Genomic DNA, 12,846 nt, shown 5'->3' on the forward strand with positions numbered 1-12,846 from the left:
TCAGGTGTCGGCGGCGTCGCTGGCGGCCTGCGCCTGCCCGCCGAAGACCGACGCCGCGACGTCGCGCCGCGCCTCGGACAGCCAGTGGTGCTGCCGGTCGGCCTGGTCGATGAGCCGCTCGAACAGCGCGGCGTCGATGCGGCCGTCGACCTCGCCGAGGGCGCGGAGGGTCTCGAACCCGGCCCGCTTGGCCAGCACCGCAGTGGCGATGAACTCGAACTCGACCAGGTCGCTGAGCGGCGACCGGGTGAGCAGCCGCCCGTTGAGCTTGCCGCGGGAGAGCTTCTCGGCCGCCCAGATGGCCACCTGCTTGTACTGGCGGACCGGCAGCCCCAGGGCGCCGATCGTCGTGCGCAGCGCCGCCCGCTCCTCGCGGAGCTCGTCCAGCAGCTGCTCCAGCGGGGCCTCGTACCGGTTGCCGCGATGGCGGCCCAGCATCCGGCCGACCAGCTCGATCCCACCGGAGGCCGCGGCCAGGTGGTCGTTGCAGTAGACGGTGAGCAGGTCGGGGTTGCGGACGGCGCCGGTGGCGGGTGTCTCGGGCACGGGGCCTCCAGGAGGAGCGAGGATGTCGCCCGTCATTGTGGTTGCCCCGTGATCACCCCGCTCGGCGTGCGGTCACCCGCGGAGCAGGACCGCGACCCCCACGCACGCCGCAGCCCACAGTGCGCTGGCCAGCGTGCCCACGATGAACCGCTCGGCGGCGGCAGGGGCGCGTAGCTCGGAGAACCGGCCCAGCCCCTTGACCGCCAGCACGACGGCGAGCCCCTCGGGCCAGCCGGCCAGCAGCGTGCCGGCGATCGCGCCGCGTTCGAGCACGCCGATCCAGGCACCCCCGCGGAGGATGTCGGGGTCCTGGGGGCCGCCGGACACCCCGACAGCGGCCGGGTCCGCGGCGCGCAGCACCGCCGTCGCCACCGGGCCGCCGCCGGTGACGGCCGCCAGGACCGCGAGGAGGGCGCCCGCCTGCACGAGGCCGGCGCCGCCCTCCTCCGTCGTCCAGGCGAAGATCCCCGCGACGGCCAGCGCGGCGACCAGGGCCGCGGCGCCGAACGCGGCTCCCGGCCGCTCGCCGCGAAGGGCGAGCGCGAAGCCGGCGACGGCGACCAGCCCGAGCAGGAGGATCACCCCGGTGGTCATCCGGCGGCCCTCCCCAGGAGCCGGGCCGCCGTCGGCCGCAGCTCGCGTTCCAGCTCCCACGAGGCCGCTGCCAGCCGCTGGCCCACCGCCTGCCGGGAGATGCCGAGGGTCGTGGCCGCCTCGGCCTGGGTCCGTCCGCCCTCGACCAGCTCGATCGCCTCCCACGCCTGCTCGCTGCGCCTGCCCACCAGCACGGCGAGGGCGCCCAGGACGGCCTGCGCGTCGGCCGCGTCGGGTGGCACCGCGCCGCGCACGGCCAGCCTCACCGGCCGCTGCTTCGCCGCGTCGACGGCGCGCCGGGCACACAGGAAGGCCGGCCCCGTCGCGGCCCGCGTGCTCGACGGCAGCGGGGCCTGGACGGGGCCGGCGCCGATGCCGATGCTCCAGCCACCGAGGCGCACCAGGCGCATCGCGACGTCGACGGCGGCCTCCGGCGTGGCCAGGACGCCCTGGAACTCGTCACCGGCGGTCCGCTCGAACGACAGCACGGCGCAGACGTCGGCGTTCAACCGGGCCAGGACGTCGGCGACCCGGTCGGGGCCGCGCCGGCTGGCGCGCTGGTCGACCGTCAGCACGAAGGGCACGGGGCAAGCCTGCCAGCTTTCCAGGACAAGGGCAAGGCTCAGAGCTTGTCGGCCACGTCCGCCGGGAAGCCCCCGGTGGCGATGGGCCCCCATCCGGTCACGGTGATGCGCAGTAGCGCCTTCCCCTGCCGCACCATGGCCGCGCGATAGTCGTCCCAGTCGGGGTGCTCCCCGCCGATCGCGCGGTAGTAGTCGACCAGAGGCTCGAGGGCGTCGGGCAGGTCGAGCACCTCGGCCTCGCCGTCGAGCTGCACCCACGGCCCGTCCCACTCGTCGGAGAGCACGCACAGCGACACCGCGGCATCGCGGCGGGCGTTGGCGACCTTCGCCCGCTGTGGATAGGTGGAGACGACGACGCGCCCCTCGGCGTCGACCCCGCAGGTCACCGGTGACAGCTGCACGGCGCCACCGCGCCGCCGGGTCACCAGCACCGCGCGGTGCCGTGGGCGGAGGAAGTCCAGGAGGGCGCTGCGGTCGACCCGGTCGGCGGTCGCGATCTTCAGCATGGATCGAACGCTACGACGCGGGTGAGTTGATCGTTTCCCGCCCGGTCCCGACCCGGCATCTGTGCTGAGATCGCAGCATGAGGATCCGCTTGCCCGGTCGCACCGACCCGCCACCGGACGAGACCGGGGACGTCGAGCCCGACCAGCCCCGCCCGGACGCCGGGGTCCGGTCAGCCACGCACGCCCCCGCTCCGACCAACCTGCGGGGGCAGCGCCTCCACCGGGCGAGCCGGTCGCTCGCCATCGCCTCGGCCGAGCTGCTGCTGATCGTGGGCGGGCTGATCGTCCTCGGCTACGTCGTGGGCAAGCTGTGGGTCATCCTGCTCCCGGTCGTCCTGGGGCTGCTCTTCACCACCGTCCTGTGGCCCCCCACGCGCTTCCTCCGCGAGCACGGCTGGCCCTCGGCCCTGGCCGCGCTCACCGTCCTCATCACGTTCCTCGCCGCGTTCGGCGGCATCATCGCGCTGATCGCACCCCCGGTGGTCCGGCAGGTCGAGGAGCTCGCCGACGGCGTCAGCGTCGGCCTCCAGCAGCTGCAGGAGTGGCTGACCGGCCCGCCGTTCAACCTCGGTCAGGAGCAGATCGGCGGCGCCGTCGACCAGGCCATCGACTCGATCCAGGGCAACGCGCAGAACATCGCGCAGTACGCCGTCACGGGCGCCACGGCGATCGGCGGCCTGCTGATCAACCTGGTGCTCGCCCTCGTGCTGACCTTCTTCTTCCTCAAGGACGGTCCCGGCTGGGTGCCGTGGCTGGCCGCCCAGACCGGCCCGCCGGCCGCGCCGCACGTGGCCGCGCTGTCCTACAAGACGTGGTCGACGCTCTCGGAGTTCATCCGCCAGCAGGCCATCGTCGGGTTCGTCGACGCGTTCTTCATCGGCCTCGGCCTGTGGATCCTCGGGGTCCCGCTGGTGCTCCCGCTGGCGGTGCTCACCTTCTTCGGCGCGTTCATCCCGATCATCGGTGCCTTCGTCGCCGGCGGTTTCGCGGTGCTGATCGCACTGGTCGACAGCGGCTTCACCACAGCGCTGATCGTGCTGGGCATCGTTCTCGTCGTGCAGCAGATCGAGGGGAACGTCCTGCAGCCGATCCTGCAGGGCCGGGGGCTGAACCTGCACGCCGCCGTGGTCATCCTGGCCGTCACCGCCGGCAGCAGCCTGGCGGGCATCATCGGTGCCTTCCTCGCCGTCCCGGTGACCGCGCTGATCGCCGTCTCCTACCGCTACGCCCGCGACCAGCTGGACGGGAAGTCGCCGGAGATCCTCCCCGACGGCACGCGCGCGCAGATCACGGCCGACGAGACCGGCGCCCACCTGGTGCGGGAGCCGGTGGCGCCGGAGGGCGCGGGGCAGCCGGTGAGCGACGCCCGAGGATGACGGGGAGGACGTGGCGGCGCGCTGACCCCGCCGGCGTCCGGGGACGCCGAGGTCCCGGCGGGAATGCGGCGCCTCCCGCCGGGGCTGTACCGGCAGGCGCGATCGTGCGTCGCGCCGGACGAACCCTCAGGAGGACGACCGTGCCCCAGCGACCGGAGGACCTCGTCGAGCTGCTCCCGGCGGCCGAGCGCTTCCTCACCCGTGAGTCCGCCGTCGGTGACCCGTCGCAGCGCCGCGGCCTCGTGCTCGTGCACGACCTGGCTGGCGACTTCGATGCCGCGTCCGCCGGCACGCTGGCCGGCGCGCACCTGCTGGCCGCCCTGCCGCACGAGGTCGTCGCCCGCTTCGACGCCGACAGCCTGGTCGACTACCGCGCCCGCCGGCCTCGCATGACCTTCAACGCCGACCGCTACGAGGGCTTCACGGCTCCGGAGATCCAGGTGTACGCGGTCGAGGACGATGCCGGCGAGACGTTCCTGCTGCTGCACGGGGCCGAGCCGGACTACGCCTGGGAGCGGTTCGTCGCCGCCGTCGGCCAACTGGTCGAGCGGCTCGGGGTCACCTCCGTCGTCGCGCTGCAGGCCATCCCGATGCCGGTGCCCCACACCCGGCCGGTCACCGTCACCGCGCACGCGACACGACGGCAGCTCATCGAGCCCTATCCCGTGTACTGGGGCGAGATGCGCATCCCCGGCAGCGTCTCGGCCCTGCTCGAGCTGCGCATGGGCGAGGCCGGGGTGGACGCCCTCGGAGTCGCGGCCCACGTCCCCCACTACCTCGCCCAGGCGACGTACCCGGCGGCGTCGGTCACGCTGATCGAGCATCTGGAGCGGTTGACCGGGCTCCGCCTGCCGACCGAGTCGCTGCAGGAGGCCGCCGATGCCAACCGGGCCGAGATCGACGAGCAGATCGCCCGGTCGACCGACAACACCGCGGTCGTCGCCGCTCTGGAGCAGCAGTACGACTCGTTCACGGCCGCCCGCGAGGGCAGCGACCTCCTCGGCAGCGCCGGCGAGGTGCCCAGCGCCGAGGAGATCGGTGCGGAGTTCGAGCGCTTCCTGGCCGACCAGGACCGCAACCGCCCCCGCGACTGAGCCCGTCGGGGTCAGTACGCCCTCGACCCGCTACGCGCGGCGGGTGATGCTGAGTGCCAGCGCGCCCAGCGCACCGACCACGGCGAACATGTAGAAGCCCCACGGGAAGGCGATCCCGGCGCCGACGAGGAGGCCGGCCAGGATCGGGCCGACGATCGCGCCAATGCGACCGGCGCCGGCCGACCAGCCGAGGGCGGTGGCCCGCACGTGCGGTGGGTGGTCGGCGCTGACCAGCGCGTACACCAGCACCTGGGCGCTGAAGACGAAGCAGCCGGTCAGGAAGACCATCGGGTAGATCCCGAGGGTCGGCAGCCTGATCGACAGCAGCGCGAGGAGCAGCGCCGCGGCGGCGAACCAGGCGATGCCGGCCTTCCGGGCACCCACCCGGTCGGCCACCCGACCGGCGACCAGGAGGCCGGCGACCGCCCCGAGGTTCAGCACGGTCAGGAAGGCGAGCTGCGCGCCCAGCTCGTAGCCGGCCTCGCGCATGATGCCCGGCAGCCAGTTGTTCAGGCCGTAGACCAGCAGCAGGCCCATGAACGACGTGACCCCGAGGGCCATCGTGTTGCGCAGGTAGACGTTGCTGAAGAGGGTCCGCAGGTTCGCGGCGGCGCCCCCGGCGCCGGCCTGTCCTGCGCGCGGGTCGACCGGAGCGTCCAGGGTCGGCAGCTCCAGCCCGTAGCGACGGGCCACGTCCTCCGCCTCGGCCCGACGGCCGTGCGAGGCGAGGTAGGCGGCGGACTCGGGCAGGTGCCGGAGCATGAGCGGCACGAGCACCAGGGCCGGCAGCGCGCCGATGACGTACATCCAGCGCCAGCCCATCGGCTCGACCACCAGGATGCCCAGAGCCGAGGTGGCGACGGCACCGACGTGGTAGCCGGTCATCATCCTCGTCGTCGCCCGGCCGCCGCGGGTTCTCCGGCTGAACTCGTTGACCATCGCGATCGCCGTCGGGAGGCAGCCGCCCAGCCCCAGGCCGGCCAGGAAGCGCAGCACTCCGAAGACGAACGGGTTGGGCGCGAAGGCGCACAGCAGGGTGAGCACGGAGAAGGCGGCGACCGCCCCGATCAGCGCCTTCCGACGACCGACGAGGTCGGTCAGCGTGCCGATGGTCAGCGCGCCGACCATCATGCCGACCAGGCCGACGGTGATGAGGGTGCTGGCGCCGGCGGCACTCAGCCCCCACTCCGCCGAGATACCGCTCAGCGTGGTGGGCACGACGACCAGGTCGAAGCCGTCGAGCAGGACGGCGATCCAGCACAGCGGGGCCACCCAGCCCGCTGCAGCGCGGGGGGTGGTGCCGGCGGCGGTGGAGGCGGAGCTCACGTCGTCCCCTCGGGGTCTGCGATCAGGTGCCCGAGAACCGTAGGTCGTCCGGTTCCCTGCTCCCCCACCGGCCTTCCGCTGGGTGGAACGACAGCGGGCCGCGACCGGGAATCCCGGTCGCGGCCCGCCGCCGGCTGTCAGGCGACGACGACGTGCTCGTTCGGCACGCAGTGCGTCATGACGAGGCCGGTCACGTCGCGCGGACCGTTCTTGCCGAGGTTGGCGGCGCGCTGCTGCTCCTCCGCGGAGAGGGTCTGCGTCTGCAGCGGCGGCAGGCCACGGACGTCGTCCGCGGTGATGCCGAGCGCGTCACCGACGCGCTGACCCCACTCGTCCTCGCACATGAAGAAGTGCCAGACCATCCGCTCCTGGATCTCGCGGCGGCACTGCTGGAGGGCACCGACCAGGTTGGTCACCAGGTCGTCCTTCTCCCACTGCTCGCTCAGCAGGTAGCGCTCGCCGGCCTGCTTGTAGTCGTTGGTCCGCGGGATCCGCTTGCGGGTGAGCCGGCCGTTGATGACCGGGCCCTGCTCGTCGTGCGTGGGGTAGGTGGCCTCACGCAGACCACCGGTGATCGACGGCTCGTAGTTGACGTGCGGGTTGTCGCCCACGTTGTCGCGGCCGTAGGACATCGGGCCACCCTGCTGGTTGGTGTTCACCTGCACCCTGGGGCGGTTCACCGGCAGCTGCAGGTAGTTCGGGCCCACCCGGTAGCGCTGGGTGTCCGAGTAGGAGAACGTCCGGCCGACCAGCATCTTGTCGTCGGAGAAGTCCAGTCCGTCGACCAGGACGCCGGTGCCGAAGGAGATCTGCTCGTTCTCGGCGAAGAAGTCCTCGGGCATCCGGTTCAGGGTCATCGTCCCGACCTTGCGGAGCGGGAAGACCTCCTCCGGCCACACCTTGGTGTCGTCGAGCGGGTCGAAGTCGAGCTCGGGGTGCTCGTCGTCGCTCATGAGCTGCACGTGCAGCTCCCACGACGGGAAGTCGCCGTTGGCGATCGAGTCGTACAGGTCCTTGGTGTGGGCACCGAGCGTCTGCGCCTGCACCGCGGCACCGTCGGCGGCCGTGTAGGACTTCACGCCCTGCTTGGGCAGCCAGTGGTACTTGACCAGGACGGTCTCGCCCTGGGCGTTGACCCACTTGTAGGTGTTCACGCCGAAGCCCTGCATGTGCCGGTAGCTCGCCGGCAGGCCGCGGGGGCTGAAGACCAGCGAGACCATGTGCAAGGCCTCGGGGGTCTGGCTGAAGAAGTCGAACGCGCGCTCGGCGACGTTGGCCTCGAAGGTGACCGGGTCCGGCTTCTGCGAGTGGATGAAGTCGGGGAACTTGATGGCGTCCCGGATGAAGAAGACGCCCAGGTTGTTGCCGACGAGGTCCCAGTTGCCCTCCTCGGTGTAGAACTTCACCGCGAAGCCGCGCGGGTCGCGCGCCATCTCCGAGGAGTCGCGGCCACCGGCCACGGTGGAGAACCGCAGCGCGACATCGGTGCGCTTGCCCTTCTCCTGGAACAGCGCGGCGCGGGTGTACTTCGAGACCGGCTCGTCGCCGACGGTGCCGTCGGCCTCGAAGTAGCCGTAGGCGGTCACGCCGCGGGCGTGCACCACGCGCTCCGGGATGCGCTCCCGGTCGAAGTGGCTGATCTTCTCGAGGAACTGGTAGTTCTCCAGGGTGGCGGGGCCGCGGGCCCCCACCGTCCGCTGGTTCTGGTTGTCGTAGACCGGGTGGCCCTGACGGTTGGTCAGGACCGGCTTGCCGGCCTGGCTGGGCGCCGTGCCCTGCGATGCGACGTCGGTCATGCTCCTACTCCTCCTCGGATGTGGTGCTGCGGTTCGACCTGCATGGCGTCGGTGCCTGCCGCGACCTCCCGGTCACGGCTCCGACAGGTGGCGCAGAGCCCCCAGAGCACGACCTCGGCCTCGTCCACGACGAAGCCGGCGGTGTCCGACGGGCTCAGACAAGGGGCTGCACCCACGACGCAGTCGACGTCGGCGACCGCGCCGCACGAGCGGCAGACCAGGTGGTGGTGGTTGTCGCCCACCCGGAGCTCGAACAGCGCGGGGGCCCCGGCGGGCTCGATCCGGCGGGCGATCCCGGCGGAGACGAAGGCCTTGAGCACGCCGTAGACGGCCTGGGGAGACAGCGAGGGGTGCAGCTGCCGCGCGCCGGTCACGATCGTCTCGGCGTCGGCATGGGGATGGTCGGCCAGCACGCTCAGCACGGACAGGCGGGGCCGCGTCACGCGCAGGCCGACCTCCCGCAGCTGGTGCGCCCAGGTCGTCTCCATCGCTAGCCATCCAACGCGCTTTCCTTGATTGAGTCAAGACAACGGCACGCGGGGTGAGTCGAACCACCCGTCCGCGAACCCTCCGTCACCCGGTTCCCCGGGCGGCCGATCACGAACCACCGGAACCCCGGCGTCCTGCGCATGAACTGTGCGGCGACGACGTCTCCGGCGGCCTGCGCGCACGACGCCGGGGTGGGTCAGGCGAAGACGATCGTGCGGTCGCCCTCGACGATGACGCGGTCCTCCACGTGCCAGGTCACCGCCTGGGCCAGCACCTGCCGCTCGACGTACCGGCCCACCCGGCGCATGTCCTCGACCGTCGCCCTGTGGTCGACCCGGGCGACCTCCTGCTCGATGATCGGCCCGGCGTCCAGCTCGGCGGTGACGTAGTGCGCGGTCGCCCCGATCAGCTTCACGCCCCGGTCGTGCGCCGCCTGGTAGGGGTTGGCGCCCACGAACGCCGGCAGGAAGCTGTGGTGGATGTTGATCAGCCGCTCGGGGAACCGCGCGCAGAACTCCGGCGAGACGATCTGCATGTATCGGGCCAGCACCAGCAGGTCGACGTCGCCCGCGAGCTCCAGCGCCCGCCCCTCGGCCGCGGCCTTGGTGCCCGGGGTGACCGGCACGTGGTGGAACGGGATGCCCGCGGCGGCGGCGACCGGCTCGAGGTCCGGATGGTTGGAGATCACCGCGACGATCTCGGCGCGCAGGTCGCCGGCGCGCACCCGGTAGATCAGCTCCTGCAGCACGTGATCGGTCCGGCTCACGAAGACCGCCACGGTGGGCCGGTGGGCCGCCTCGACCAGCCTCCAGGTCAGCTGCCACTCCTCCGCCAGCGCGGCCAGCCGCTGCTCGAGCTCGGGACGGCGCGTGGCCAGGCCGGCCAGCACGAACTCGAGCCGGAGGGTGAACGTGCCGCCGCTGGGGTCGGAGGAGTGCTGCTGCGACTCGGTGATGTTGGCGCCGACGTCGGCCATCAGCCCGCTGAGCACTGCGACGATCCCCGGCCGGTCGGGGCAGCGGACGACCAGCCGCCCGACGTCGGTGGTGCGGGGATCCTGCGGACCTGCGACTGACATGGGCGAATGGTCTCATTCCGGCCGGCCATGATCATCGCCGCCGCTCGAGGCTAGCCCTGAGGCCACCACGCCGACGTCCTCAGAACGGTGGTGGCGTGTCGTCCGGTGACGTGCCCGGTGAACGCCGGACCGCCGGTGCCGCCCGGGTCGAGCACCAGCGCGGCGTGCGCCTCGGCGCGCAGCAGCCCGATCGGCCGGTCGTCCCCGGTGGTGTGGGCCAGCTGCGCGGCCCGGTCGATCACCGACCACATCGCTGCGGCCACCGACGACGGCAGCTCGCTCGCGAACACCGACATCCCGTCGGAGGTGGCATAGGTACGGACCCCGGCCCGCCGCTCCGCCTGCCGGCGGCGCTGTTCGGCGAAGGACTCGTCCGTACCGATCGCCGCTGCCACGAGCCGCTTGCGCAGCCGCCCCGAGGGCAGCCCCGCCGCCACCGGCAGCAGCGCCGGCACCACCACAGCCACCACCTCGTCAGAGGCCGCACCCAGCACGTCGGCGAACACCCGCGCCCGGAACCAGTCCAGCTCCCCGGCACCGCACGCCCGCCACACCGCCGGCATCCGGTCCACCAGCTGGTGGGCGTCGGCAGCACCCCGCCGGCGAAGGACCGGGAGCACTTCAGCGCCGCCGCCAGCTCGTCGGGCAGGAACTCCGATGTCCCGGGCACCGGCGACCCGCTCCCCCGCCGGCGCGCCCCGGGATGCCCCGGCGGCGGATCGGCGACGTCAGGCCGGTGCCCCGCCAGCGCCACGACCAGCTCCGCTTCATAAGCGGCATCCATCGCCTTGCGCGCCTGCACCCGCTCCAGCTCCGCCGCGACCTCGGCGGCGGTCAGCACACCCACCGGTAGACGATCCACCGACGGCGACCGCTCCAGCACCCAGCCCACCAGCACGCCCTCCACGGGGGAGCGCTCCAGATCGGCCACCGGCATGACCCGAACGTATTTTCGAGGTGCGACAGTTCCGGCGCCTCACCAGGCGGCGGGCGGTGTGCGGGAGCGTGCGGGGCGCCCAGGGGGAACCTCAGACCTCGGGCAGCGGAGCACGGATGGCGCCGGCCACGTCGAACAGGTCGCCGTACTCCTCGACCCGCGCCAGGACGTCATCGGTGGTGAACCGCAGCCCCGCCGGGTCGAGGGAGCCCTCGCGCACGGCGTCGACCTCGTCCCAGCCGATCGGGGTGGACACCGTGGCCCCGGCCCGCGCCCGCAGCGAGTACGGCGCGACCGTTGTCTTGGCCGGGTTGTTCTGGCTCCAGTCGATGAGCACCTTGCCCGGGCGCAACGCCTTCTCCATGCGCCAGACGACGTCGTCGGGCGTCTCGGTGGAGAGCTCCTGCGCCAGCTTCTTGGCGTAGCGGCTGGGGTGCTCGCGGTCGGTCGGCGGCTGGATCGGCGCGTACACCTGCATCCCCTTGGAGCCCGACGTCTTGACGACCGGGTCCAGGCCGTCGGCCTCCAGCCGCTGCCCGAGCCGCTCGGCGACCTGGCAGCACTCGGCGATGCCGGTGTCCGGGCCGGGGTCGAGGTCGAGCACCAGCAGGTCGGGCAGCCGGGCCGCGCCGTCGTCGTCCACCTGCCACTGGGGCACGTGCAGCTCCAGCGCCGCGAGGTTCGCCGCCCAGGCCAGGTCGGGGACGTGCTCCAGGACGACCATGTCGAGCGTCTCCCGGCCCGTCGAGCTGCCGGGGCTCGGCAGCGTCACCCGGCGCACCCACTCGGGCGCGTGCCGGGCGCTGTTCTTCTCGAAGAACGCCTGCCCCTCCACGCCATCGGGCCACCGGGTGAAGGTCACCGGCCGGCCGGCCAGGTGCGGCAGCAGCACCGGCGCGATGCGGACGTAGTAGTCGATGACCTGCGCCTTGGTGAACCCCACCTCGGGGAACAGCACCTTCTCCAGGTTGCTCACCGCCAGCTGCCGCCCGGCGATCTCCACCCGCTGCTTGGCCGGGCTCACGGTTCCCGCACCACGTCGTCGGGCTCCAGGTCGTCCCGCACGCCGCGCCACGACGGGTGCCGCAGCCGCCCGTCCGCCGTCCACACCGCGTAGGCGACCTCACCCACGAGGTCCGGCTCGACCCAGTGCGCGTCCCGGGTCACCTCGCGCGGCAGGGCGCCGTCGAACGGCGGCGCGCTGCGTGAGGTGAGGGTGCGCTGCAGGTGGCGCAGGTCCTGGTCGCTGAACCCGGTGCCGACGTGCCCGACGTAGACCAGTCGGCCCTCGTCGTCGGGCACCCCGACCAGCAGCGAGCCGATGGACCCCGCGCGGCGGCCCTGGCCGGGTCGCCAGCCGCCGACGACGACCGCCTGCGTGTAGAAGTTCTTGACCTTCCGCCAGTCGGGGCTGCGGACGCCCTCGCGGTAGGGCGAGTCCAGCCGCTTCGCGACGACACCCTCCAGGCCGTTCTCCTCGCTGGCCGCCTGCACGTCGGCGCCACCACCGCGGAACCACGGCGTCAGCACCCACCGGTGCCCGGCCGGCGCGAGCTCGTCGAGCAGGTCCCGGCGCTCGGCGTAGGGCCGGGGCCGCAGGTCCTCCCCGTCGAGCTCGAGCAGGTCGAAGACCAGGTACGTGACCGGCGCGGCCGCGGCCAGCCGCGGGACCTCGGGCCCGGTTCGGTGCATCCGGTTCTGCAGGGCCCCGAAGTCCGGGCGCCCCGCGGCGTCCATCATCACGACCTCGCCGTCGACGACCACGTCACGACCGGCCAGCGCGCCGGGCAGCCTCGTGACCTCCGGGTACCGGACGGTGATGTCGGTGCCCTTGCGCGAGGACAGCGTCGGCACGCCGGCCCGCACGGTCGCGACCGCCCGTACGCCGTCCCACTTGAACTCGTAGCCCCAGGCGCCGTCCTCCGCGACCGCGGGGAGCTGACCGGCGGTGGCCAGCATCGGCAGCGGCGCCGGCGGCGGCATGGATCCCGCCGCGGGCGTCCGGTTCCCCACCGGAGGTGCGTCGTCCAGCTTCCGCAGGTTCCAGGCGCCGTCGTCCACCGGGAAGAGCACGTAGCGGCCGGTGAGCCGGCGGCCGTCGAACGTCACGATGACGTGCCGCTCGTCCCACTTCTCGGTGGCGTAGCGGCCGAGGTCCCAGATGGCCACCTCCCCGCCGCCGTACTCGCCGGCGGCGATGGTGCCGGCGCAGGAGGCGTACTCCAGCGGGTGGTCCTCGGTCGGGACGGCCAGCCGGTTCGCGCCCGGTTCCAGCGGCGGACCCTCGGGCACCGCCCAGCTCTTCAGGACGCCGCCCCGCTCCAGCCGCAGGTCCCAGTGCACCCGCTCCCCGGCCCGGCCACGGGCGGTGTGGTGCTCGTGGACGACGAAGGTGTCGTCCCTGCCCGCGGGCAGCGGCTGCCCGGCGGGCGGGACCGGCTCGGCGGTGCGGGCCGGGTCCCGCTCGGCGCGGTACTCGGCCAGCGGGTCGTCGCGCCGGCCGCCGGAGCGGGCGAGCAC

Annotated in this window: 13 protein-coding genes; 2 read left to right on the forward strand and 11 right to left on the reverse strand. The window is 73.2% G+C overall.

Annotated features, from left to right (window positions below; translation table 11 throughout):
- From ABC795_RS10520 to ABC795_RS10535, 4 genes are all read right to left on the reverse strand, one after another.
- Entirely contained in the window at nucleotides 1-546 is a 546-nt protein-coding gene (locus ABC795_RS10520) for a hypothetical protein (RefSeq protein WP_347057130.1), read from the reverse strand.
- A gap of 72 nt (nucleotides 547-618) precedes the next feature.
- The gene (locus ABC795_RS10525) at nucleotides 619-1,140 is read right to left on the reverse strand and encodes a hypothetical protein (protein ID WP_347057131.1); all 522 of its coding nucleotides are present in this window, start codon (nucleotides 1,138-1,140) and stop codon (nucleotides 619-621) included.
- Complete coding sequence (locus ABC795_RS10530; protein ID WP_347057132.1) at nucleotides 1,137-1,724, reverse strand: hypothetical protein; 588 nt, start codon at nucleotides 1,722-1,724, stop codon at nucleotides 1,137-1,139. The genes ABC795_RS10525 and ABC795_RS10530 overlap by 4 nt, the downstream gene beginning before the upstream one ends.
- 38 nt (nucleotides 1,725-1,762) lie before the next feature.
- Nucleotides 1,763-2,230 carry a PPOX class F420-dependent oxidoreductase gene (locus ABC795_RS10535; RefSeq protein ID WP_347057133.1) on the reverse strand — a complete coding sequence of 156 codons (468 nt, stop codon included), beginning with the start codon at nucleotides 2,228-2,230 and terminating at the stop codon, nucleotides 1,763-1,765.
- Nucleotides 2,231-2,319: 89 nt separating this feature from the next.
- Between ABC795_RS10535 and ABC795_RS10540 the strand changes: the two genes are divergently transcribed.
- Nucleotides 2,320-3,606: an AI-2E family transporter gene (locus ABC795_RS10540; RefSeq protein ID WP_347057134.1), complete on the forward strand. Its 1,287-nt coding sequence runs from the start codon at nucleotides 2,320-2,322 to the stop codon at nucleotides 3,604-3,606.
- A 140-nt stretch (nucleotides 3,607-3,746) separates the two neighbouring features.
- The gene (locus ABC795_RS10545; RefSeq protein WP_347057135.1) at nucleotides 3,747-4,700 is read left to right on the forward strand and encodes a PAC2 family protein; all 954 of its coding nucleotides are present in this window, start codon (nucleotides 3,747-3,749) and stop codon (nucleotides 4,698-4,700) included.
- 30 nt (nucleotides 4,701-4,730) lie between these two features.
- Here the strand turns inward: ABC795_RS10545 and ABC795_RS10550 are convergent, their stop codons facing one another.
- The 7 genes from ABC795_RS10550 to ligD (ABC795_RS10580) form a co-directional block, all read right to left on the reverse strand.
- The gene (locus ABC795_RS10550; RefSeq protein ID WP_347057136.1) at nucleotides 4,731-6,026 is read right to left on the reverse strand and encodes an aromatic acid/H+ symport family MFS transporter; all 1,296 of its coding nucleotides are present in this window, start codon (nucleotides 6,024-6,026) and stop codon (nucleotides 4,731-4,733) included.
- Between the two features lie 137 nt (nucleotides 6,027-6,163).
- Nucleotides 6,164-7,822 (reverse strand): catalase, encoded by a 1,659-nt coding sequence (locus ABC795_RS10555; RefSeq protein ID WP_347057138.1) that lies wholly within the window; start codon nucleotides 7,820-7,822, stop codon nucleotides 6,164-6,166.
- Nucleotides 7,819-8,310: a Fur family transcriptional regulator gene (locus ABC795_RS10560; protein WP_347057139.1), complete on the reverse strand. Its 492-nt coding sequence runs from the start codon at nucleotides 8,308-8,310 to the stop codon at nucleotides 7,819-7,821. The genes ABC795_RS10555 and ABC795_RS10560 overlap by 4 nt, the downstream gene beginning before the upstream one ends.
- 197 nt (nucleotides 8,311-8,507) lie before the next feature.
- Entirely contained in the window at nucleotides 8,508-9,389 is an 882-nt protein-coding gene (gene purU / locus ABC795_RS10565; RefSeq protein ID WP_347057140.1) for a formyltetrahydrofolate deformylase, read from the reverse strand.
- Between the two features lie 50 nt (nucleotides 9,390-9,439).
- Nucleotides 9,440-10,009: a DUF222 domain-containing protein gene (locus tag ABC795_RS10570; RefSeq protein WP_347057141.1), complete on the reverse strand. Its 570-nt coding sequence runs from the start codon at nucleotides 10,007-10,009 to the stop codon at nucleotides 9,440-9,442.
- 408 nt (nucleotides 10,010-10,417) lie between these two features.
- Entirely contained in the window at nucleotides 10,418-11,350 is a 933-nt protein-coding gene (gene ligD, locus ABC795_RS10575) for a non-homologous end-joining DNA ligase (RefSeq protein WP_347057142.1), read from the reverse strand.
- Entirely contained in the window at nucleotides 11,347-12,846 is a 1,500-nt protein-coding gene (gene ligD, locus ABC795_RS10580; protein WP_347057143.1) for a non-homologous end-joining DNA ligase, read from the reverse strand. The genes ligD (ABC795_RS10575) and ligD (ABC795_RS10580) overlap by 4 nt, the downstream gene beginning before the upstream one ends.

It is taken from the genome of Blastococcus sp. HT6-30 (genome assembly GCF_039729015.1).
Taxonomy (GTDB): domain Bacteria; phylum Actinomycetota; class Actinomycetes; order Mycobacteriales; family Geodermatophilaceae; genus Blastococcus.

Excerpts from the sequence above, each read along its gene's own strand:
- ABC795_RS10525 (WP_347057131.1), bottom strand. The coding sequence starts at position 1,140 with ATGACCACCGGGGTGATCCTCCTGCTCGGGCTGGTCGCCGTCGCCGGC.
- ABC795_RS10555 (WP_347057138.1), bottom strand. The coding sequence starts at position 7,822 with ATGACCGACGTCGCATCGCAGGGCACGGCGCCCAGCCAGGCCGGCAAG.
- ABC795_RS10560 (WP_347057139.1), bottom strand. The coding sequence starts at position 8,310 with ATGGAGACGACCTGGGCGCACCAGCTGCGGGAGGTCGGCCTGCGCGTG.
- purU (WP_347057140.1), bottom strand. The coding sequence starts at position 9,389 with ATGTCAGTCGCAGGTCCGCAGGATCCCCGCACCACCGACGTCGGGCGG.
- ABC795_RS10535 (WP_347057133.1), bottom strand. The coding sequence starts at position 2,230 with ATGCTGAAGATCGCGACCGCCGACCGGGTCGACCGCAGCGCCCTCCTG.